This window comes from Aggregicoccus sp. 17bor-14 (assembly GCF_009659535.1).
In the GTDB taxonomy this organism is placed as follows: domain Bacteria; phylum Myxococcota; class Myxococcia; order Myxococcales; family Myxococcaceae; genus Aggregicoccus.
The window spans coordinates 77,213-96,382 of sequence record NZ_VJZZ01000017.1 but is presented as its reverse complement, the minus strand read 5'-3'; the positions used below and the strand labels follow the sequence as shown (position 1 = coordinate 96,382).

The 19,170-nt window shown below is 72.5% G+C and carries 22 protein-coding genes; 9 read left to right on the top strand and 13 right to left on the bottom strand.

Annotated elements, in window-relative coordinates:
- Positions 1-115: 115 nt before the first annotated feature.
- Positions 116-970, bottom strand: a complete 855-nt coding sequence (locus tag FGE12_RS25845; protein ID WP_153869277.1) for an alpha/beta fold hydrolase — start codon at positions 968-970, stop codon at positions 116-118.
- Between the two features lie 1,179 nt (positions 971-2,149).
- Here FGE12_RS25845 and FGE12_RS25840 point away from each other — a divergent pair.
- Positions 2,150-2,473 carry a hypothetical protein gene (locus FGE12_RS25840; protein ID WP_153869276.1) on the top strand — a complete coding sequence of 108 codons (324 nt, stop codon included), beginning with the start codon at positions 2,150-2,152 and terminating at the stop codon, positions 2,471-2,473.
- Between the two features lie 33 nt (positions 2,474-2,506).
- Here the strand turns inward: FGE12_RS25840 and FGE12_RS25835 are convergent, their stop codons facing one another.
- Complete coding sequence (locus tag FGE12_RS25835) at positions 2,507-3,115, bottom strand: hypothetical protein (protein ID WP_228531102.1); 609 nt, start codon at positions 3,113-3,115, stop codon at positions 2,507-2,509.
- A complete protein-coding gene (locus FGE12_RS25830; protein WP_153869275.1) occupies positions 3,112-3,723 on the bottom strand; it encodes a TetR/AcrR family transcriptional regulator in 612 nt (203 codons plus the stop codon). The genes FGE12_RS25835 and FGE12_RS25830 overlap by 4 nt, the downstream gene beginning before the upstream one ends.
- 86 nt (positions 3,724-3,809) lie before the next feature.
- Between FGE12_RS25830 and FGE12_RS25825 the strand changes: the two genes are divergently transcribed.
- From FGE12_RS25825 to FGE12_RS25810, 4 genes are all read left to right on the top strand, one after another.
- Positions 3,810-5,225, top strand: coding sequence for a 2OG-Fe(II) oxygenase (locus FGE12_RS25825; protein ID WP_194798284.1), 1,416 nt, complete (start codon positions 3,810-3,812; stop codon positions 5,223-5,225).
- Between the two features lie 162 nt (positions 5,226-5,387).
- Positions 5,388-6,557 (top strand): histidine kinase, encoded by a 1,170-nt coding sequence (locus FGE12_RS31075; protein ID WP_153869273.1) that lies wholly within the window; start codon positions 5,388-5,390, stop codon positions 6,555-6,557.
- Complete coding sequence (locus FGE12_RS25815) at positions 6,554-7,363, top strand: LytTR family DNA-binding domain-containing protein (RefSeq protein WP_153869272.1); 810 nt, start codon at positions 6,554-6,556, stop codon at positions 7,361-7,363. The genes FGE12_RS31075 and FGE12_RS25815 overlap by 4 nt, the downstream gene beginning before the upstream one ends.
- 138 nt (positions 7,364-7,501) lie before the next feature.
- Entirely contained in the window at positions 7,502-7,804 is a 303-nt protein-coding gene (locus FGE12_RS25810; protein ID WP_153869271.1) for a hypothetical protein, read from the top strand.
- Positions 7,805-7,810: 6 nt separating this feature from the next.
- On the opposite strand, the gene FGE12_RS25805 is transcribed toward FGE12_RS25810, so the two are convergent.
- Complete coding sequence (locus FGE12_RS25805; RefSeq protein WP_153869270.1) at positions 7,811-9,109, bottom strand: dipeptidase; 1,299 nt, start codon at positions 9,107-9,109, stop codon at positions 7,811-7,813.
- A 111-nt stretch (positions 9,110-9,220) separates the two neighbouring features.
- Between FGE12_RS25805 and FGE12_RS25800 the strand changes: the two genes are divergently transcribed.
- Positions 9,221-10,018: a TIGR00266 family protein gene (locus FGE12_RS25800; RefSeq protein ID WP_153869269.1), complete on the top strand. Its 798-nt coding sequence runs from the start codon at positions 9,221-9,223 to the stop codon at positions 10,016-10,018.
- Between the two features lie 9 nt (positions 10,019-10,027).
- Here the strand turns inward: FGE12_RS25800 and FGE12_RS25795 are convergent, their stop codons facing one another.
- From FGE12_RS25795 to FGE12_RS25785, 3 genes are all read right to left on the bottom strand, one after another.
- Positions 10,028-11,083 carry an ATP-grasp domain-containing protein gene (locus FGE12_RS25795; protein ID WP_153869268.1) on the bottom strand — a complete coding sequence of 352 codons (1,056 nt, stop codon included), beginning with the start codon at positions 11,081-11,083 and terminating at the stop codon, positions 10,028-10,030.
- 72 nt (positions 11,084-11,155) lie between these two features.
- Positions 11,156-11,473: a hypothetical protein gene (locus FGE12_RS25790; protein ID WP_153869267.1), complete on the bottom strand. Its 318-nt coding sequence runs from the start codon at positions 11,471-11,473 to the stop codon at positions 11,156-11,158.
- A gap of 70 nt (positions 11,474-11,543) precedes the next feature.
- The gene (locus FGE12_RS25785) at positions 11,544-12,041 is read right to left on the bottom strand and encodes a hypothetical protein (RefSeq protein WP_153869266.1); all 498 of its coding nucleotides are present in this window, start codon (positions 12,039-12,041) and stop codon (positions 11,544-11,546) included.
- A 206-nt stretch (positions 12,042-12,247) separates the two neighbouring features.
- Here FGE12_RS25785 and FGE12_RS25780 point away from each other — a divergent pair, with 206 nt between their 5' ends.
- Both FGE12_RS25780 and FGE12_RS25775 read left to right on the top strand, forming a co-directional pair.
- The gene (locus FGE12_RS25780; protein ID WP_153869265.1) at positions 12,248-12,865 is read left to right on the top strand and encodes a hypothetical protein; all 618 of its coding nucleotides are present in this window, start codon (positions 12,248-12,250) and stop codon (positions 12,863-12,865) included.
- 44 nt (positions 12,866-12,909) lie between these two features.
- Entirely contained in the window at positions 12,910-13,212 is a 303-nt protein-coding gene (locus FGE12_RS25775) for a hypothetical protein (RefSeq protein ID WP_153869264.1), read from the top strand.
- Between the two features lie 63 nt (positions 13,213-13,275).
- Here FGE12_RS25775 and ychF read toward each other — a convergent pair whose 3' ends face one another.
- From ychF to FGE12_RS25745, 6 genes are all read right to left on the bottom strand, one after another.
- Positions 13,276-14,385: a redox-regulated ATPase YchF gene (ychF, locus tag FGE12_RS25770; RefSeq protein WP_194798283.1), complete on the bottom strand. Its 1,110-nt coding sequence runs from the start codon at positions 14,383-14,385 to the stop codon at positions 13,276-13,278.
- A gap of 10 nt (positions 14,386-14,395) precedes the next feature.
- Positions 14,396-14,950, bottom strand: coding sequence for a F0F1 ATP synthase subunit B (gene atpF, locus FGE12_RS25765; protein WP_153869263.1), 555 nt, complete (start codon positions 14,948-14,950; stop codon positions 14,396-14,398).
- A 152-nt stretch (positions 14,951-15,102) separates the two neighbouring features.
- Positions 15,103-15,333, bottom strand: coding sequence for an ATP synthase F0 subunit C (locus FGE12_RS25760; protein ID WP_153869262.1), 231 nt, complete (start codon positions 15,331-15,333; stop codon positions 15,103-15,105).
- 120 nt (positions 15,334-15,453) lie between these two features.
- A complete protein-coding gene (atpB, locus tag FGE12_RS25755; protein ID WP_153869261.1) occupies positions 15,454-16,566 on the bottom strand; it encodes a F0F1 ATP synthase subunit A in 1,113 nt (370 codons plus the stop codon).
- Positions 16,563-16,970 (bottom strand): hypothetical protein, encoded by a 408-nt coding sequence (locus tag FGE12_RS25750; RefSeq protein WP_370459151.1) that lies wholly within the window; start codon positions 16,968-16,970, stop codon positions 16,563-16,565. Before FGE12_RS25750 ends, atpB begins: the two co-directional genes overlap by 4 nt.
- Positions 16,967-17,245 (bottom strand): AtpZ/AtpI family protein, encoded by a 279-nt coding sequence (locus FGE12_RS25745; protein WP_153869260.1) that lies wholly within the window; start codon positions 17,243-17,245, stop codon positions 16,967-16,969. Before FGE12_RS25745 ends, FGE12_RS25750 begins: the two co-directional genes overlap by 4 nt.
- A gap of 481 nt (positions 17,246-17,726) precedes the next feature.
- Here FGE12_RS25745 and FGE12_RS25740 point away from each other — a divergent pair, with 481 nt between their 5' ends.
- Entirely contained in the window at positions 17,727-19,166 is a 1,440-nt protein-coding gene (locus FGE12_RS25740) for a metallophosphoesterase (RefSeq protein ID WP_153869259.1), read from the top strand.
- The last annotated feature ends 4 nt before the right edge of the window (positions 19,167-19,170 follow it).

Sequence of the window (19,170 nt, the reverse complement as noted above, 5' to 3'; positions counted from 1 at the left end):
TGAGAGCGCGCAACTTAATGCCGGATGCGCGCGAGTGAAGGGCGCAGGGCACACACATGTGCGCGTGCATTTCTTCAGGCTCGGCGGAAGTGCGGACGGCGCGTGCGTACGCGCACTACTCGCGGCGTTGCTGCAGCTGTGCGAAGAGCGCGGCGTAGAGCGCGGGCGCATCGAAGCGCGAGCCCCAGCCGACTTGCGCCCAGTGGTCCGCCTCCACCGTGCCGAGCACCTCGCCCCAGCGCTGCGAGGAGGCGGGCACGAGGCCGTCGTTGGGCCCTGCGCGGCGCGAGAGGTAGAGGTAGCCGGGCGCGAGCAGCGGGTGCAGCGCGCGGCTCGCGGACTCGAACGCCGCGACGTAGGAGCCGTAGGCCACGCCGCGCACGTCGGGGACCTCGGCGTTGAAGGCGAGCATCCGCGCGGTGGTGAGCGCGTAGAAGGCATCCGTGCCCACGCGCAGCGCGCCCGCGAGCCGCCTCAGGCCGAGCTTCTCTCCGAGCAGGTCGGTGCCCAGGTCCGCGAGCGGCGTGCCGTGGTGCGGCGTCCCGATGGTGGTGAGCGAGGCCACCCGCGAGGCGAGCCCGAGCCGGCTGATGGCGTAGCGCGCATCCAGCCCGCCCATGCTGTGCGCGATGATGTGCACGCGCTCCGCATCGAGCGAGCGCACGGCGCGCGAGAGCGCCTCGGCGCGCTCGGCGACGGAGCCGACCGGCGGCACCTGCACGAGGTGCACGTCGCAGCCCAGCGTGCGCAGGTGCGCGGGGATGCCGCGGAAGTACTCGTGGCGCTTGCCGCCGAGCTCCAGCGCGTCGAAGCCCAGCACGCCGTGCGCGAGCACGATGGGATGGCGCAGCGGCCGCGCCGCGCGGCGCACCGCGCGCACCTGCCTGCGCCGGCGCAGCGCCCAGCGCGCCGCGAACGCAGCGCAGACCAGGACGAGCAGCAGCAGCGACAGGAGCACAGCGGGTTGCACGGGAGGCGAAGCGTCGCCGCTGTGCGGGTGCGCGGGCAAGGCTCACGCGTGCGCCACATCCGCGGCCTTCGTGGCCCTGGCACCTACAGGCGAGCGGACAGTGCTTGCAACGGCTGCGGCACGCAGAGCCCCTTCTTGTGCAGCGGCGGTCGCATGCCGCACACTGCCACCTGCATGCGCGTCCCCCTCGTGCTGCTGCTGCCTGCCTTCGCCGGGTGCATCGGCGACCCTGTATGGAACTTCCAGGGGCACGTGCTCGACTGCGCTACCTCGGGGCCTCTCGACGGCGTGTCGGTCCTTCTCGTCGTCGAGCAGGGGGACCACACCCGCCGCCAGGGGACCACTTCAGCCGAGGACGGCGCGTATGAGCTGGACCTCATCGCTTCGCACGGGTGGCCGGGGACCCTGCGCTTCTCGAAGGTTGGATACGAGGACCACACTCGGCGACTGAGCAATGCGGCAGACCTTCGGGCCCAGCCTGAGCGGTTGTGCCTCGTTCCCTTGCGCGCGCGATAGCGGACGTTCCGCGCACAGCAGCGACGGAGCAGGGCCGCCGTGCAGTCGATGCACCAGCGAGTGGATGCCACGCTTCCGGATGATTCGTTCCCAACGGCACGCACTCACCTGGCCCGCTTCGATGACACGCGAGAGTGGCGCGCGGCCCACGGCCTCGAGAAGGAGAGGCCGGGAGGGGACGGGGCTTCTCCAGGTGGGTGAAGCCGTCCACGACGCACGGGACGGCTGTCCCGAAAGGAGACGCCCCTCCCGGGCGCGGACGGGCGCGCGATGCAAAAACGTAAAATCCTATTTTACGTTTTTGCGCGACGCGGGCCGCCGCTCCCGAGGGGGGACGCACGCAGAGTGAAGCGCGCCCCGGAGCCGGAGGGCTCTCGCGTAGAACGGACGTTTCGTTCCACGCGGAGGAGGGCCGACGGCGCGGGTGCAAGCGAGGACGGAAGCTTCATCCCGCGCAGCGCTGGGGACGCGAACCCATGGACGCCAGCGTGTCACCCCTGAGCGCTGCGGAGTCGACAACGCCCCACCGCGAGCGGCCGCAGCGCTCCGTCATCCTTCCAGTCCCGACGCCCCTTCCGGCAAGCAGTGCACCTGAACGCGGCGATACCCACGCGCTCCGGTAGCGGTGGCACCCAGCTCTGGAGCGATGGAGACTGTGCCGCGATGGCCGAGTCGAATGAAGCGCAGCGCTACGCGGAGGCCTGGGAGGAGCTCTCCAGGCTGGAGCGTCGCATGGCGCTGGGCATGGGCAGCGCACTGGGCATATGGGTCCTCGCCCTCGTGCTGGGCTTCCTGGGCCTGGACCTGGTCAGGTACCTCGCGTGGCTGATCTTCGCGGCGGCCGCCATCGGCGTCACTTCGAATATCCAGCTGGCCTCCGCGCGATGCCCACGCTGTGACCGCTTCTTCCTGCGCGCGAGGTCGGACCCTGAGAAGTGCGCGAACTGTGGGCTCGAGCGCGACGCGCCTCCTCCGGAAGGCCGGTAGTCGCAATCCCACACGAGCGGCCCAGCGGGCAGCTCAGCCATGCAGGCCGAGCGCGCGCTCCAGGTTCTCGCGCGCCGCTTCGTCGAGCCGCGCGTGGAAGCGCTGCGAGAGGAAGATGCGCTCCTGCTCGAGCAGCCCCTCGAGGAAGCGCCGCCTCCCCGCGGCGAACATCTCCGGAGGAACGGCCGCGTACTCCCGAGCGATGTCCCGCTCGTACGTGTCATAGGCGTCGGGCGCTGCGCCCAGCACCGCCATGTCGCAGTCGAGGAACAGCGCTTCCTCGCCCGTGACGTCGGACGGCGACAGGTGCCCGTGGCGCGCAGTGAGCCGCACCAGGTGCGCGACGTGCTCGGCGTCCACCTCCGGCATCTCCGCGCCCAGCATGCGCAGCGCGAGCTGCGCGCTCGCCTCCTCGTTGTCGTGCGCGCCGGGCACGTACACGGCGTCGTGGAAGAGCAGCGCCAGGTACACCTCGCGCGGATGCGTCCAGCCGTTCTCCTCCGCCACCTCGGCCCAGCGCGCCACCACGTCCGCGAGGTGCCGCACATCGTGATACGCGCGCTGCGGCTCGGCGTAGGCCGCAAGCACGGCGCCCATCAGCGGCTCGGGAATGGGAAAGGGCACTTCGAAGGGCACGTTCATGTCCGCTCCTCTGCATCCAGCATCCCGTCCGCCATGCGCCGCAGCGTGGGCGCAGCGAAGCCCTCGGGCAGCACGCCGGGTGCCGCGGCGCTCACGCGGTAGGCGCCCTCGATGGCGCTGAGCAGCCCCGCGGCCATGCGCCCCACCTGCCGCGTGCCGCGGCCCTCGTCGCGAAGGCACTCGCCGAGCAGCTCGCGCAGCTGCCGCAGCGTCTCCCCCACTGCCTGCGTGTAGAGCGCGCGCACTTGCGGCTCGCGTACCGCCTCCGCGCCCACCACCACCCAGGCGGCCACCGCGCGAGGGTCTGCGTCCTCGCCCATCGCCACGTAGGCATCCAGGAAGGCGTGCAGGCGCGCGCGCGGCGCATCGCCCGCGGCCTCGAGCCTTCGCTGTACGCGCAGCGCGAGCGCGCCGGTGAGCCGCTCCACGAGCGCGACGAGGATGTCCTGCTTCGTCTCGAAGTGGTAGTGCAGCAGCCCGGGCGTGAGCCCCGCCGCCTTGCCGATGGCCGCGATGGTGGCCTGCGCGTAGCCCTGGCGCGCCATCACCTCGAGCAGCCCGTCCACGATCTGCCCCCGGCGCTCCTCGCTGTTCGACGGTCTTCCCATCCGGCGCTCTCCCTCCAGGTCACCTTGCACCATCCCGAGCACCTGCGCATTATTTGGTCATGCACCCAAATTACGCAAGTGCGGACGTGCAGACCGGCCTTCCCTGCTTCCTCGTGCGGGAGGCGCTGTCCCGGGCGGAGTGCGCAGAGGTCATCTCCGAGGCCGAGGCCGCGCACTTCTCGGCCACGGGCCGCGACTACCCGCCCTCGTACCGGGACAACGATCGGCTCGTGCGGGACGACGCAGGCCTCGCCGAGCGGCTCTTCGCGCGGCTGCGTCCCCTGCTGCCCGCGCAGCTCGAGGACGCGCAGGGCCGCCACTGGCGGCTGCACGGGCTCAACCCGCGTTTTCGCTACTGCCGCTACCGCGAGGGCCAGCGCTTCTGCATCCACCAGGACGGGGCCTGGTCGCCGCGGCCTGGGGTGCGCTCGCAGCTCACCCTGATGCTCTACCTGAACGATGCGCGCGACTTCCGAGGAGGCCACACCCGCTACTACGCCGAGCGGGGTGCGGACTCGGCGCTGCTCGGCACGGTGCAGCCCGAGGCCGGCACCGCCATCGTCTTCGACCACGCGCTCTGGCACGACGGAGAGGCCGTCACGCAGGGCACGAAGTACGTGATGCGCACCGACGTGCTCTACACCTGCGAGGACGCGGCGCCACACCACGAGCCCCACGTCCTCGGCGCCCACGAGGGCTACGTGTGGAGCGTGCTCGCGCTGCAGGACGGCCGGCTCGCCACGGGCTCCCGCGACTGCACGGTGCGCCTGTGGCGCCGCGCGGGCGAAGGCTGGCAGCCGGACGGCGAGCTGCGCGGGCACACGGCCTCGGTGGTGGCGCTCGCGCAGGACGCGGGCGGGCGGCTGTGGAGCGGCTCGCGAGACCGGCGCGTCCTCTGCTGGGAGGGGGGCCGCCCGCGCGAGGTGGGCCGGCACGCGGGGGCCGTGCTCTGCCTCGCGAGGGTGGCGCCCGGGCTGCTGGCCAGCGGCGGCGCGGACGGCCTCATCCGGCTGTGGTCGGAGGAGGGCAAGGCCGCAGGGGTCCTCGAGGGCCACGCGGGCTGGGTGTGGTCGCTGGCGGGCTTGCCGGGCGGCCGCCTCGCCTCGGCCTCCGAGGACGGCACGCTGCGGGTGTGGGACCTCGCGCGACGGCGCGAGGAGGCGCGCCCCGTCGAGGCCGGACCCCCGCTGCGCGCGCTCGCGGCCGCCGCGGACGGAGCGCTCTACGCGGGAGACGCCGAGGGGCGCATCACCCGGCTGCTCCGGGGCACGCCGGCGCAGCGCGCGGCCGTCCACAGCGGCGCGGTGTGCGCGCTCGCCCTGCGCGCGGATGGCACGCTGGCGAGCGGCGGAGAGGACGACCTCTTGCGACTGCTCGACGCCGCGCAGCTCACGCCGCGCGGCACACACCCGCACGGCGCCTTCGTCCGCAGCCTCGCGACCCTCCGCGACGGCCGGCTCGCCAGCGCCTCCTACGACGGGACGGTGCGGCTGTGGCCCTGAGCACGCCGCGCGGGCCTGTGGGCTTCGCTTCCCGGGAGCGGCGTGGAGCGGGGCGAGCCTCCGCCCGTTCGCTGCAGGCGGCGCGCCGCTCGCTGCACCGCAGGCGCCTGCGACTGCAGGGTGCTGCCCCACCGGAGCCGTCCATCCTTAGCTTGAGGGGCCGTGGATCCACGCCCCTCCGCCACCCTGCCCTTCCCGGTCGCCCCCCGGCGGCACGCGGAGGCCGCGGCCGTGCGGGCTGCGGGGCACTGGCTGCTGCACCGGCTCGTCCCGATGCTGCTGCTCTGGAGCGTGCCGGGGCTGCTCTCCGCCACCGCGCTCTACTTCGTCATCCAGCACGAGGAGCCGGGGCTGCGCTTCCGCACGGCGCTCATCTGGCAGTACCCGCCCTGGCTCTTCTGGGCGCTGGTCACCCTGCCCATCCTCGCGCTGGGCCGGCGCTTCCGGCTGGAGCCGGGCACGCTGCGCAACGCGGTCCCCGTGCACCTGGCGGCCCTCTTCGCGGTGAGCACCGCGCACACCGCCGCGGCGCTCTACTGCGGGCAGCTCGCCGGGCGGCCCTGGTACCTGCAGAACACGCTCGCGCAGATGCTGCCGCTCAGCGTGCTCAAGAGCCTGCCCTTCGAGCTGGTCAGCTACCTGGGGGTGCTCGCGGTGGGCTCCGCGCTCGACTACCACCGGCGCTTCCGCGAGGGCGAGCTCGCCCAGGCGCAGCTCGCCACGCAGCTCGCCCAGGCGCAGCTGGACGCGCTGAAGATGCAGCTGCACCCGCACTTCCTCTTCAACACGCTCAACGCCATCAGCGTGCTGGTGCGCAAGCAGGACACGGGGGCGGCCGTGCGCATGCTCACCGGGGTGAGCGAGCTGCTGCGCATGGCGCTGCACAACACCGGGCGCCAGCACGTGCCGCTGAAGGAGGAGCTGGACTTCCTCGAGCGCTACCTCGACCTCGAGCAGGCGCGCTTCCACGACCGGCTCAACGTGCACCGGCGCATCGAGGCCGCGACCCTGGACGCCCAGGTGCCCAACCTCCTCCTGCAGCCGCTGGTGGAGAACGCGCTGAAGCACGGCATCGCGCGCTGCAGCTCGGCCTGCACGCTGGAGCTCTCGGCGGCGCGGCGCGGGGACTGGCTGCAGCTCGAGGTGCGCGACGACGGCCCGGGGCTGCGCGCGGACTGGCAGGAGGGCAGCGGCATCGGGCTCGCGAACGTGCGCGCGCGCCTGCGCCAGCTCTACGGGGACGCGCACCGCTTCACGCTGGAGAACCACCCGGACGGGGGCGTGCGCGCCTGGCTCGAGATCCCCTTCGCCCCTGCGGAGCGCGCCCCATGAGCACCCACGAGCGCATCCGCACCCTGGTGGTGGACGACGAGCCGCTCGCGCGCGAGGGGGTGCGCATGCTGCTCGCCCAGGACCCCGAGGTGGACATCGTGGGCGAGGCGGCCAACGGCCGCGAGGCGCTCGAAGCGCTGCGGCGCCTGCGCCCGGAGCTGGTGATGCTCGACGTGCAGATGCCCGAGCTCAACGGCTTCGAGGTGCTCGCCCGCCTGGCCCCCGAGCCCCTGCCGGCCGTCATCTTCGTCACCGCGTACGACCGCTACGCGCTGCGGGCCTTCGAGATCCACGCGATGGACTACCTGCTCAAGCCCTACGACGACGACCGCTTCTACGAGGCGCTGCGCCGCGCGAAGGACCAGCTGCGGCTGCACCACGTGCAGGACCTCAAGGCGCAGCTGCTCAGCGCGCTCGCCACCTACCAGGGCGCCGAGGCGGGCGCGGCCAATCCCCCCGCCCCGCAGCCGCAGCAGCCCACCTACCTCACCCGGCTCGCCATCAAGGACGTGGGCCGGGTGGTGTTCCTCGACGTGGCGGAGATCGACTGGATCGAGGCGGCGGACTACTACGTGCAGATCCACGCAGGCCCCCACACCTACCTGCACCGCGAGACGATGCAGAGCCTGGAGGAGCGGCTGGACCCGGCGTGCTTCATGCGCATCCACCGCTCGGCCATCGTGAACCAGGGGCGCATCCGCGAGCTGCGCAGCGAGGGGCGGCGCGACCTGATGGCGGTCCTGTCCTGCGGTGCAGTGCTGCGGGTCGCGCGCAGCTACCGCGAGAAGTTCCAGCACCTCTCCTGAGGCCGCCCGCGAGGCCCACTCGCTGCAGCGCCCGCACCTTCCGCTGCACCGGTGCGCCCGTTGCCTGAAGGCTGCGCGCACGGGCGCCGCGCGATGGCCAAGGTGCACCTGCCACACCCTGTGCCCAGGAGGCCCTGCATGTTCGCCCGTCCCGCCGTCGCGCTGCTCGTCACCAGCCTGGGGCTGCTCCCCCTGCTCGCGCACACCGAGAGCGCCGTCACCCCGCGAGCCATCGTCGCGCGCCACGTGGCCTCGCTCGGCGGTGAGGCGCGCCCGCTGGGCCCGCACCGCTGCCCGAAGCAGCAGCAGCAGCAGCTGGAGGTGGAGCGCGCGGCGGCCGGAGACCACCTCATGGACTGGGCCTACCCGGGCTTCGTGAGCTGGGTGCCGCTGCAGGACGGCGCCACGCTCCTGGCGCCCCTGCGCAGCGAGGCGAGCTGACCCAGGTCAGTGCCCCTCCTTCTCCACCTTGATGCTGCCGGGCAGCGGGTCCTCGGCGGGCCCGGCCTTCTGCAGCCGCTGCGCCGTGGCCTCCACCTGCCGCATCACGCGCAGCAGGTTCTTGCCGGCGACCTTGCGCACGTCCTCGTCCGAGTACCCGCGGCGCAGCAGCTCGGCCATCAGCGCGGGGTAGGCCTCCACGCCGCCGAGCCCCTCCACCGTGCGGGTGATGCCGTCGAAGTCGGAGCCGAGCCCCACGTGGTCGATGCCGGCGAGCTTGCGCACGTGGTCGATGTGGTCCGCCACCTGCGCGAGCGTGGCGGCGGGGTACGGGTGCGCCTTCAGCCAGGCCTCGAAGGCGGCCTTGCCGGCGTCGGGGTTGCCGGTGTTGAGCGCCTTGAAGCGCTCGGCGCTGGCGGCGACCTCGGCGTTGTGCAGGCGCACGGCGTCCGAGACGAAGTCGGGCACGAAGGCGACCATCACCACGCCGCCGTTCTGCGGGAGCCGCTCGAGCACGTCGTCCGGCACGTTGCGCGGGTGGGGCGTGAGGGCGAAGGTGGCCGAGTGCGAGAAGATGACGGGGGCCTGCGCCACGTCGAGCACCTTGTGCATCACGCGCGCGGAGACGTGCGAGAGGTCCACGAGCATGCCGAGCCGGTTCATCTCGCGCACCACGAGGCGGCCCTGCTCGGTGAGGGGCTCGGCCTGGGGCGCGTCCGTGGCGGACTCGGCCCAGCCCACGTTCTTCGAGTGGGTGAGGGTCATGTAGCGGGCGCCCGCGCGGTAGAGCTGGCGCAGCGCGCCCACGGAGCCGCCGATGCTGTGGCCTCCCTCCATGCCGATGAGCGAGGCCACCTTGCCCTCGTGGTGCGCGCGCTCCACGTCCGCCGCGGTGAGCGCGAGCGAGAGCTGCTTCGGGTAGCGCTCCACCAGGCGGTGCACCACGTCCATCTGGTCCAGCGTGGCGAGCACCGCGTCCGAGCCGGGCAGGTCCGCGGGCACGTACACGCTCCAGAACACGCCGCCCACCCCGCCCTCGCGCAGCCGCGGCAGGTCGGTGTGCAGGGGCGGCGTCAGCTTCCGCCCGTCGGCCATCAGGTCCAGCTGGGAGAGCCGGTTGCCCTCGCGCTCGCGCACCTGCCAGGGCAGGTCGTTGTGGCCGTCGACGAGGGGCACCTCGCGCAGCAGCTTGCGCGCGCGCTCGAGGCGCGCGGCGGCGTCGTCGGGGGACGCGGCATGGGCGAGCACCGGCGCGAGGGCAGCAGCACACAGCGCGAAGGAGAGGACAGAGCGCAGGAAGGTCATGGGCGGACAGTTTAGTGCAGGCGGGAGCGAGCGGGCGTGCGGCGGCAATAGTCCGCCCCGCTCCTGCGTATCCCCGGGGCAGCTTTACTCCTTCGCCCCGAGGTCACGCGCATGTCGCAGATGCACGAGGTGGACTACGAGATTCACGGCTCCGAGATGCAGTTCGTGGAGGTGGAGCTGGACCCCGGCGAGGCGGCGGTGGCCGAGGCCGGCGGGATGATGTTCATGGAGGACGGCATCGCCATGGAGACCATCTTCGGGGATGGCTCCAAGAAGCAGAGCGGCTTCCTCGGCGCGCTGATGGGCGCGGGCAAGCGGCTGCTCACCGGCGAGAGCCTCTTCATGACGGTGTTCCTCAACCAGGGCCAGGGCAAGCGCCGCGTCGCCTTCGCGGCGCCCTACCCGGGGAAGATCCTCCCCATCCACCTGGGCGAGCTGGGCGGCGAGCTCATCACCCAGAAGGACAGCTTCCTCGCGGCCGCGAAGGGCGTGAGCGTGGGCATCGCCTTCCAGAAGCGCCTGGGCGCCGGGCTCTTCGGCGGCGAGGGCTTCATCATGCAGCGGCTGCAGGGAGACGGGCTCGCCTTCATCCACGCGGGCGGCACCCTGCACGAGCGCACGCTCGCGCCCGGGGAGCTCCTGCGCGTGGACACCGGCTGCATCGTCGCGTTCCAGCCCAGCGTGGCCTACGACATCCAGATGGTGGGCGGCATCAAGAGCACCTTCTTCGGCGGCGAGGGGCTCTTCTTCGCCACCCTGCGCGGCCCCGGCAAGGTGTGGCTGCAGTCCCTGCCGCTCAGCCGGCTCTCGGGCCGCATCATCGCGGCCGCGGGGCCGCTCGGTCAGCGCGAGGAGGGCAGCGTGCTGGGCGGCGTGGGGCTGGGCGCGCTGCTGGGCGGGGACGAGTAGCGGCGCGCGCTAGCTCTTCGCGCCCTCGAGCACCTCGAGCTTCGCGGGCGCCGCCGTCTGCGCAGCGGGGCCGCGCGGCGGGCGCAGCAGCTTGTAGCGCTGCACCGCGCTGTCCACGATGCGGCCCACGAGGCGCTCGTAGCTGAGGCCTGCGGCCATCGCCGCGAGCGCCACCTCGCAACGGTTCTCGAGGTAGGGGTTGGGGTTCACCTCGAGCAGGTAGGGCGCGTTGCTGCGCGCGCTCACCCGGAAGTCGATGCGCGCGTAGTCGCGCAGCTTGAGCGCACGGTAGGCGCTGGTGGCGGCGCGCTCGATGCGCTCCTGCAGCTCGTCGGACACGTCGCGCGCGATGAGCAGGCGCGGGCTGTCCTTCGTCTCGGGGCCGAACTTCACGTCGCGGTTGGCCACCTTGGGCTTGCTCGCGTCCCACTTGCCGAAGTCCAGCTCCACGATGGGCAGCACCTCGGGGGCGCTCGGGGGGCCGAGCACCGCGACGTACATCTCGCGCCCCTCGATGAACTCCTCGGCGAGCGCGTCGTCGTCCAGCTGCTCGCGGATCTCCGCCACGCGCGCGGACAGCTCCTTCATGTCCTTCACCACCGCCTTCTTGCCGATGCCGATGGACGCATCGCTCTTGGCGGGCTTCACGATGAGCGGGAAGGCGATGTCCCCGCTGGTCGCGAAGCTGTGCTCGTCGAACATGGCGAAGCGCGGGCTGAGCACGTGGTGGAACTCGAGCAGCTGCTTGGTGAGGATCTTGTCCTGCGCGAGCAGCAGCCCCGCGGTGCCCGAGCCGGTGAACTTCACGCCCGCCATCTCCATCAGCGCGGCGATGTTCACCTCCATGCGGTAGTCGTCCGCGAAGGTCTCGCACACGTTGAAGACGAGGTCGCACTTGGCGCGCTCGATCTGCTGCAGCACGTCCGTCACCCGGTCGTCCACGCCGATGAGGCTGGCCTCGTGACCGTTCTTCTGCAGCGCGTCCTGCACCTGCAGCACCACCGGGTCCACCTCTTCACCCTGAGGCTGGTAGTGCAACACGGCGATCTTCAAGGGCTTGGGCATACCGCGCACGGTATGCACGGCGGCGCCCGCCGGCCTCCCCCGCGCCTGCTCCCCTGCTCTACAGCCAACGGGTCAGCCGAAGGGCCAGGGCGTGAGGAGCGAGCGCAGTCCCGCGAGCAGCAGGACCCCCGCGAGAGCGCCCATCAGCGCCGCCACGACGACCCGGCCCCAACGGTCGTGCTGCTTCGCCTCGTACACGAGGGCGAACACGCTGAAGGCCCCCAGTGCCGCGAAGAAGAAGCCGGCCACGACTCCCACGACGCCCGCGAGGAGGCCGCTCAGCCCGGCGAACGCGGAGAGGAAGGCGAGGGACATCGAGCCACAGCCCGAGGCACCGGCCTCGGGCTCCGTGGGCTTCGCCGGCGTGTCGTCGAGCTCTCTCAGTCCCATGGCGCAGCAGCCTCCGGTCCGCTCCGAGCATCGCCCAGGCCGCTCCCCGGGGCGAGCCTCCGTCCCGGCGTCATCGCGCGGCCGCGGGCAGGAGGGCGCGGCGGTTCTGCGGCTGGAAGAAGGGCTCCTGCAGCAGGCGCGCGAGCGCCGTGCGCGGCACGCACCACAGCTGCAGCGCGTCCTCCCACTCGCTCAGCACCGCGATGCGCGCGGTGTCCGCGGCGTCGCGGTACAGGTCGTTGAGGTTGTGCACCAGCGCGTAGAGGTCCTCCACCTCCCAGCGCTCGGTGAGCGTGCCCGCCATCACCTGCAGCTCGAGCACCGGGCGCTCGCGCACGTCGAGCACGCGCAGGCCGCGCGCCGCGCCGCCCATCGCGAGCGTGAGCGGGCCCACCAGCTCGTCGGGCCGCACGCCGAGCGACACCGAGAGCCCGCCCACCAGCTGCCCGCCGTCGCACAGGCGCAGGAGCGAGACCTCCGGGCGCTCGCCCGCGGGGACGAGCGCGCGCGCCGCTGCGGCGTCGCGCACGAGCTTGAGGGACTGCAGCGTTTCGAGGAGGCGGGACATGGCGCGCCCAGTCTCGCGCGGTGCGCGGCAGAAGGACACCGGCGATATGGCGCGAGCACCTCCGCGTTGCGCGCGCGCTCGCGCGAGCGGCCTTCCGCACGCCTCGGAAACGCAACGATATGCGCGGAAAAACGCGCGCGTTCCCCGGACGAAGCGCGGCGAGCCCACCTGGGCGCGCGAGCGCGACGACCGCAGAGGAGCGCGACATGAAGGCATGGGCAATCGCAGTGCTGGCAGTGGGTGCGAGCGCGTGTTCGGGCACGGGCAGCGGCGTGCGCGCGGAGGCGGACGCGCCGCGCATCGGTGCGACGAGCAGCGAGGACCTCGTGGTGGGAGCGCGCGGCGTGGTGGGCCGCACCACCGACCTGCGCGTGAGCGAGAGCAGCATGCGCGGCCGCTTCCGCGAGGTGCCGGTGGACCTCTCCTGGAACGGCCAGTACCTCAAGGGGGTGGTGGGCGGACAGCTCACCCGCCTCGAGCTCGCGCAGGGTGACGACACGCGGCTGCTGGGCTCCTTCGCCGGCATGCCGGTGGACCTGGTCATCGAGAAGGGCGGGCTCTCGGGGCGCGTGGGCGAGTGCCACTACGCGCTGTTCCGCGTGAAGGGCGGCTTCCGCGGGCCCACGGCGTGCGGCGGTGCGCGCCAGCGCGACTCGGAGCTCGCCTTCTCGGAGGAGCTCACCGAGAAGCCCCTCGGCCAGCAGGCCGCGCTGCTCGCGCTCACGCTCTCGCCGCACCTGGAGCGCCGCTACATGGGCGTGCAGCGCCCCGTGAGCTGGACGGTCTCGGACCAGAGCCTGGTCACTCCCGGCTACGCCCACTGACGCAGCGGTTGACGCGGGGCCCAGGGGGTGGAGACTCGCGGCCCGTGCGCACCGCCTCCATCCCTCCCGCCACCTTCCAGGGCCTCTTCCTCGTCGGCAACCTCGCCTACCTCGGCGCCTGGCTGCTCGCCTTCAAGCAGCCCGCGCAGTGGCAGGTGATGGGCGCGGTGTGCATCGCGCTCTTCTTCCTCCTGCGCGTGGGCGGCATGTGGCTGCTCGCGCTGCGCCAGGAGGGCGAGGAGGGCCGGGCGGCGCGCCGGCGCGCGGTGCTCTACACCGTGGTCACGCTGCTCGCCGCGGGCTTCTGGGTGGTGACGGCGGTGCGCGGGCTGCCCGCGCAGGGCTGAAAAGCACAGCGCCCCCGTGACCCGGGGTCACGGAGGCGCAGGCGCACGGGCAGCGGGAGGCCGCTACACGTTGAAGCGGAAGTGCATGCAGTCGCCGTCCTGGACGACGTACTCCTTGCCCTCGATGCGCAGCAGGCCCTTCTCGCGCACGGCCGCCTCGCTGCCGTACTTGATGAGGTCCTCCCAGCGCAGGACCTCCGCCTTGATGAAGCCGCGCTCGAAGTCCGAGTGGATGACGCCGGCGGCCTGGGGGGCCTTGTAGCCCTGGTGGATGGTCCACGCGCGGCACTCCTGCTCGCCCACGGTGAAGTAGGTCCACAGGCCCAGCAGCTTGTAGCCGGCGCGCACCACCTTGTGCAGGCCCGGCTCGGTGAGCCCCACGCTCTCCAGGAAGCCGGCGCGCTCGCCCTCGGGCAGCTGCTGGATCTCGCTCTCGATGCCCGCGGCGAGCACCACGACCTCAGCGCCCTCCTTCGCGGCCATCTCGCGCACCGCCATCACGCGCGGGTCCGAGTCCTCCTTGCCCATCTGGCTCTCGCCGATGTTCGCCACGTAGAGCACGGGCTTGTCGGTGAGCAGGAAGAGGTCGCGGATGACGGCGCGCTCGTCCGCGGTGAGCTTCTGCGCGCGGATGGTGACGGCGTTGTCGAGCCCCGCCTTGATGCGGTCGAGCAGGGCCATCTCGGCCTTGGCCTCCTCGGCGGCCTTCCCGCCCACCTTGAGGTTCTTGCTCGTGCGCTCGCGGCGCTTGTCCACCGTCTCCAGGTCCTTGAGGCACAGCTCCGTGTCCACCACGTCGCGGTCACGCAGCGGGTTCACCCCACCCTCCACGTGCGTGACGTTGTCGTCCTCGAAGCAGCGCAGCACGTGCAGCACCGCGTCCACCTGGCGGATGTTCGCGAGGAACTGGTTGCCCAGGCCCTCGCCCTTGGAGGCGCCGCGCACCAGGCCCGCGATGTCCACGAACTCGAGGCTGGTGGGGATCTTCTTGAGAGGCTTCACCAGCGCGGTGAGCTTCTCCAAGCGCTCGTCCGGCACCGGCACCACGCCCACGTTGGGCTCGATGGTGCAGAAGGGGTAGTTGGCCGCCTGAGCGCCCGCCGCGCTGAGCGCGTTGAAGAGGGTGCTCTTGCCCACGTTGGGCAGGCCCACGATGCCGATGGAAAGCGCCACGGTGTGACTCCTAGATGCGCTTCTCGGGCTGCGCGCCCGGAGCGGTGTGGCCGGCGACGGGGAGCCCGGCGACGAACTGCTCGGCCAGCGCGCGCTGGCGGGTGTCGTCCATGCGCTCGTTGAGCAGCTTGCCGGCCACTTCCATGGCCAGGTCCACCGCCATGGCGCGCACCTCGGCGATGGCCTTGGTCTTCTGCTCGTCGATCTCGCGGCGGGCGCTGAGCTTGAGCTCCTCGGCCTCCTTGCGGCTCTTGGCCATCAGCTCCTCGCGGAAGCGCTCCATCTCCGCCTGGTTGCGGCGCAGGCTCTCGGCCGCCTCGCGGCGGGCCTCGGCCACGGCCGTCTTCTGCTCGGCGAGCAGGCGCTCCGCCTCGGCGCGCTCCTTCTTGGCGCTCTCGATCGAGTTCTCGATCTGGCGCTCGCGCTCCGAGACGATGCTGAGGATGGGGCCCCACGCCTTGGCGCGCAGAACGAAGAAGACGATGAGGAAGGTGACGATCGTCCAGAAGATGAGGCCCGGGCGGACCTCCGTGAAGCTGCTGGCGAGGACGTAGGGCAGGACCATGGTCGGTTGCTCTCGTGGGGTGAGGAAGGAAGGGGTGCGGTGGTGGGCGGGTGAGGCCGTGGGTGCTTCGATGACTCGGTGCTTCCAGGGTCCCCAGAGTCCGGCGCCCCCACCGCGGGAGCGCCGGAGCCCGGGACCTGCCTCGCGGGGCCTTAAGCCTTGATCGCGAGGAGGATGCAGACCACCAGCGCGAACAGGGTCGCGCCTTCGATGAGCGCCGCGGCGATGATCATGGTGGTGCGCACGTCGCCGGCGGCGGCGGGCTGGCGGCCGGTCGCGTCCATGGCGGCGGCGGCGAGCTTACCGATGCCGAGCGCGGCACCGATGATGGAGAGGCCGGCGCCGATACCGGCGGCGAGGAATGCAAGAGCGACGGAGGTCATGGGGGTTCTTCTCTTTCGTGCTGCGGACCCGCTTGTGGGGGGGTCGTTAGGGCCCTTTTGGACTACCTCCGCCGGACTCTCGCCCGGCGGGTGCCTTCACTCGGGCGGCTGCCCGAAACTCTAGATGTGGTGCCCGGCGCCGTGGTCGTGGCTGTGGGCGCCCTCGACGTGGCCGGCATCGGCATCGCCGTGGTCGTGGTGGTCGCCGTGGCCGTGGTGGCCCATGGCCACGCCCATGCCGATGAAGAGCGCCGAGAGCATGGTGAACACGTACGCCTGCACGAAGGCCACGAAGAGCTCGAGCAGGTAGATGCCCAGCGCGAAGGGCACGCTCACCAGCGCCACCGCGGGGTGGCCGAGCATGAAGATGAGGCCGAGCAGGAAGAAGATGACGATGTGCCCCGCCAGCATGTTGGCGAAGAGGCGGATGGTGAGCGCGAAGGGCTTGGTGAAGAGGCCCAGGAACTCCACCGGGATCATGATGGGCCAGAGCGCCCAGTGCACGCCGCCGGTGAGGTGCGCGAGGTAGCCCTTGAGGCCGGCCGCGCGGATGCTCGCCGCCTGCGTCACGAAGAAGGTGCAGAGCGCGAGCCCGCAGGTCACCGCGATGTTGCCCGTGGCGCTGGCCATCCAGGGGAAGAGGCCCAGCAGGTTCATGAAGAGGATGAAGAAGAACGCGGTGAGCAGGTACGGCGTGTAGCGGGGGCCGTCCTCCTTGCCGATGTTCTTGATCGCCAGCTCGTCGCGCACGAAGAGCACCAGCATCTCGAACAGGTTCTGGCTGGTGCCGCGCGGGACCAGCTTGTTCTTGTTGCGGTTGGTGCCCAGCAGCATCGCGAGGAGGAGGAGCACCGCGGCGAGCCACATCATCACCGTGTGCTTGGTGATGGAGAGGTCGATGCAGCCCGGGCCCGCGTTGCCGTGCGCATCCACCGCGCAGCCGCCCTCGCGGGTGGGGATGAGGATGCGGGGCAGGTGCACCACGTGGCGGGTGCGGCTGAGCGGGACCTCGAACTCGTACTCGTTGGAGTCGGAGACGTGGTGGAGGATGTACTCCGCCGTGTTCTCCTCGTGCTCCTCGACCCTCTCGCCGTAGCTCTCGGCGTGCTCGCCGCCAGCGGCGCTCGCGCCGTGCGCAGCCGTGCCGTGCTCGGCGGCCGCACCGTGCTCGGGCTCCTGGCCGAACGCGGCACCCGTCATCAGCACTGCGAGCAGGACCATTGCCTTCTTCATCGCGCGTCTCCGTCGGGGCCCCTGCGGGCCGCCGCCACCACGTAGCTCAACTCGATACACTGCAGCGCGAAGTACGCGCCGAAGAAGCCCAGTACGAACGCCACCGCCGACCCGCCCTGCTTCACCGCCACCGCGAGCCCCACCGCCACCAGCACGGCCCGCAGGCCGAACACCATCCCCATCACCTTCAGCGCGGCCTTCAGGTCGCCCTGCACCGCCCGCCGCTTGAGCAGCAGCGCCACCGCGCTGCTCGCCCCCGCGAGCCCCACGCCCACCAGCGCGCTCTCGCGCGTCCCACCCGGCTGCGCGAGCAGCCACGCGGCCAGGGCCGCTCCCACCACCACGCCCGCCGCCGCCCCCGCGTGCACGCCGAAGCGGCCCGCGCCCTGCTCCTGCACCGTCACTTCTTCTTCCCCAGCCGCAGCATGGTCCGCAGGAAGGCGTAGAAGCCCACCCCGATGCCCGCCACGCTCAGCCCCAGGAGGAACCAGGGGCCCGTCCCCAACCACCGGTCGAGCAGGTAGCCCCCGACCACTCCGAAGATCGCCCCATTCACCAGCTGCCACACCGCGGAGATGTACGGCTCCGAGGTGCGCATCTGCCGCGCCACCGGACTGAGCTCCTCGCCCTCGCGGTCAGCGCCCTCCTGCTTGCGCTCGTCCTGCGGCCGCTCCGCCATCCAACTCCCCGACAACACGGTGGGTTTGTGCGCCCTCGCCGCCCTGCCCCGCCCTTCCGACACCCTGCGCGCGCGCGGCTCCTAGCACTGAAGTCGCGCACGGTGCAACCGGCTCGGCTCATGCCCCATCTGGAGCCAGAAGTGTGCGGAATGCCTGGGCCAAGGGCGTGGGCTCCTCCTCCGGCCGGGGGGCAGCAGGCGGCCCGGGCGCCCGGTGGGCCGGCCCCATTCCCCGGCCTTCCCAACCCTCCGGAATCCGAGGGATTTCCAACAGGGGCGTGGGGACCACCGGGGTGGGAGCGGACGCCGCGCTCGCGGCGCACGGCCGGGGGCCTGGGCGATCAGCCCCGGAGCTGTCCCTCGCGGGCCCCCTCTCTATCGGACGCGCGACAGCGAGGGCAGCCAGCCGCAGCGCCCCGAGCGCCCACGGCTGAACGCTCGCAGCGGCGCGTGGCGGCGGGCGGACCTACCCTCCCCCTGCATGCTGCGGCACGACGCCACCTTCCGCCATCCGGCCCTCTCGCTCTGGCAGGCCGCCCTGCACGAGACCCTCGCGCGCCGCGCGGGGCTCGCGGGCATGCCGGGCGAGGGGCTGCACCTGAGCGCGGAGCACGAGGCGATGCGGGCCACGCACGCGGCCGCGCGCGAGGCGCTGCAGCCGGGCCTGCCGCAGCCGCCCGCGCCGCACCCGGACGGACTGCCCCTGCGCCGCGAGGCGCTGCAGTGCGCGCGCCTCTTCGTGCAACTCGCGCTCGCGCACGCGCGCCGGGACGCCGCGGGTGTGGCGCTGCTGCGCAGCGAGGTGCGCTACCTCAGCTGCGACCCGCTGTGGCTGGAGGCGCTGGTCGCCTACGAGCGGGCGCTCGAGCGCGGCGGCCCCCCCGCCTACGTGCGCCACCGGCAGCTCTCCGACTTCGTGCTGGACGGCGTGCTGCCGGACCCCGCGCGCGTGGCGCTGCTCGCGGACTGGGGCACCGGCATGCCGGACGCCGAGGGGCTGCTGGAGCAGGTGGCCCAGGCGCGCCCCGACGTGGTGCTGCACCTGGGGGACATCTACTACGCGGGCACGCCGCACGAGGTGCGCGCCCACTTCCTGGACCTCTTCGCGCGCGCCTTCCCGCAGGGGCGCCCACCCGTCTTCGCGCTCGCCGGCAACCACGACCGCTACTCGGGCGGCGAGGGCTACCGCCAGCTGCTCGCGGCGCTGGGCCAGCCCGCGAGCTACTTCTGCCTGCGCAACGCGCACTGGCAGCTGCTCGCCCTGGACACCGGCCTGCACGACCCCTCCCCGCGCGAGGCGGGCCACACGCTCACCACCCTGGAGAGGAGCGAGCTGGCCTGGCACCGCGACAAGCTGCTGAACGCGGGCGGGCGCCGCAGCGTGCTCCTCAGCCACCACCCCTACCTGTCCTTCAGCGGCGTGGGGCAGGACGCCGAGGGGCGCAGCGTGGCGGTGAACCCCCACCTGCGCGCAGGGCTCGGGGAGCTGCTCGAGCGCGTGGCGCTGTGGCTCTGGGGCCACGAGCACGACCTGCTCGTCTTCGCCCCCTACGCGGGCCTCGCGCGCGGCCGCTGCATCGGCGCGGGCGCGGTGCCCCGGCTCGTGCACCCGCAGCGCCGCTCCCCCCTGCCCGGCCTGAGGCTGCCCGAGGGCGAGCGCGCCCCGCCCTCGGTGCTGCCCCACACCCGCCTCTCGGACGACGGGCTGCTGGACTTCCACGCCTGGGCCCTGCTCGAGCTGCAGGGGGCGGCCGCCACCGTCTCCTACTTCCAGGCCCCCTGCCGCGAGCTGCGCCCCGGGCGCACCCCGCCCCGCACCGCGCCCCTCTTCACCGAGCACCTCCCCGCCCGCGAGGGGCCCCGCCTTCCACCTCCAGCGGAAAAGGGAGGGGAGTTCGCTGTCGAGGATCGGACCGTCTAAACTG

Coding starts and splice junctions, on each gene's coding strand:
- FGE12_RS25840 (WP_153869276.1), top strand. CDS start 2,150: ATGGCCGAGTCGAATGAAGCGCAGCGCTACGCGGAGGCCTGGGAGGAG.
- FGE12_RS25835 (WP_228531102.1), bottom strand. CDS start 3,115: ATGAACGTGCCCTTCGAAGTGCCCTTTCCCATTCCCGAGCCGCTGATG.
- atpB (WP_153869261.1), bottom strand. CDS start 16,566: ATGAAGAAGGCAATGGTCCTGCTCGCAGTGCTGATGACGGGTGCCGCG.
- FGE12_RS25740 (WP_153869259.1), top strand. CDS start 17,727: ATGCTGCGGCACGACGCCACCTTCCGCCATCCGGCCCTCTCGCTCTGG.
- FGE12_RS25805 (WP_153869270.1), bottom strand. CDS start 9,109: ATGACCTTCCTGCGCTCTGTCCTCTCCTTCGCGCTGTGTGCTGCTGCC.
- atpF (WP_153869263.1), bottom strand. CDS start 14,950: ATGGTCCTGCCCTACGTCCTCGCCAGCAGCTTCACGGAGGTCCGCCCG.
- FGE12_RS25745 (WP_153869260.1), bottom strand. CDS start 17,245: ATGGCGGAGCGGCCGCAGGACGAGCGCAAGCAGGAGGGCGCTGACCGC.
- FGE12_RS25785 (WP_153869266.1), bottom strand. CDS start 12,041: ATGTCCCGCCTCCTCGAAACGCTGCAGTCCCTCAAGCTCGTGCGCGAC.
- FGE12_RS25815 (WP_153869272.1), top strand. CDS start 6,554: ATGAGCACCCACGAGCGCATCCGCACCCTGGTGGTGGACGACGAGCCG.
- FGE12_RS25795 (WP_153869268.1), bottom strand. CDS start 11,083: ATGCCCAAGCCCTTGAAGATCGCCGTGTTGCACTACCAGCCTCAGGGT.
- FGE12_RS25810 (WP_153869271.1), top strand. CDS start 7,502: ATGTTCGCCCGTCCCGCCGTCGCGCTGCTCGTCACCAGCCTGGGGCTG.
- FGE12_RS25790 (WP_153869267.1), bottom strand. CDS start 11,473: ATGGGACTGAGAGAGCTCGACGACACGCCGGCGAAGCCCACGGAGCCC.
- FGE12_RS25780 (WP_153869265.1), top strand. CDS start 12,248: ATGAAGGCATGGGCAATCGCAGTGCTGGCAGTGGGTGCGAGCGCGTGT.
- FGE12_RS25760 (WP_153869262.1), bottom strand. CDS start 15,333: ATGACCTCCGTCGCTCTTGCATTCCTCGCCGCCGGTATCGGCGCCGGC.
- FGE12_RS25800 (WP_153869269.1), top strand. CDS start 9,221: ATGTCGCAGATGCACGAGGTGGACTACGAGATTCACGGCTCCGAGATG.
- FGE12_RS25830 (WP_153869275.1), bottom strand. CDS start 3,723: ATGGGAAGACCGTCGAACAGCGAGGAGCGCCGGGGGCAGATCGTGGAC.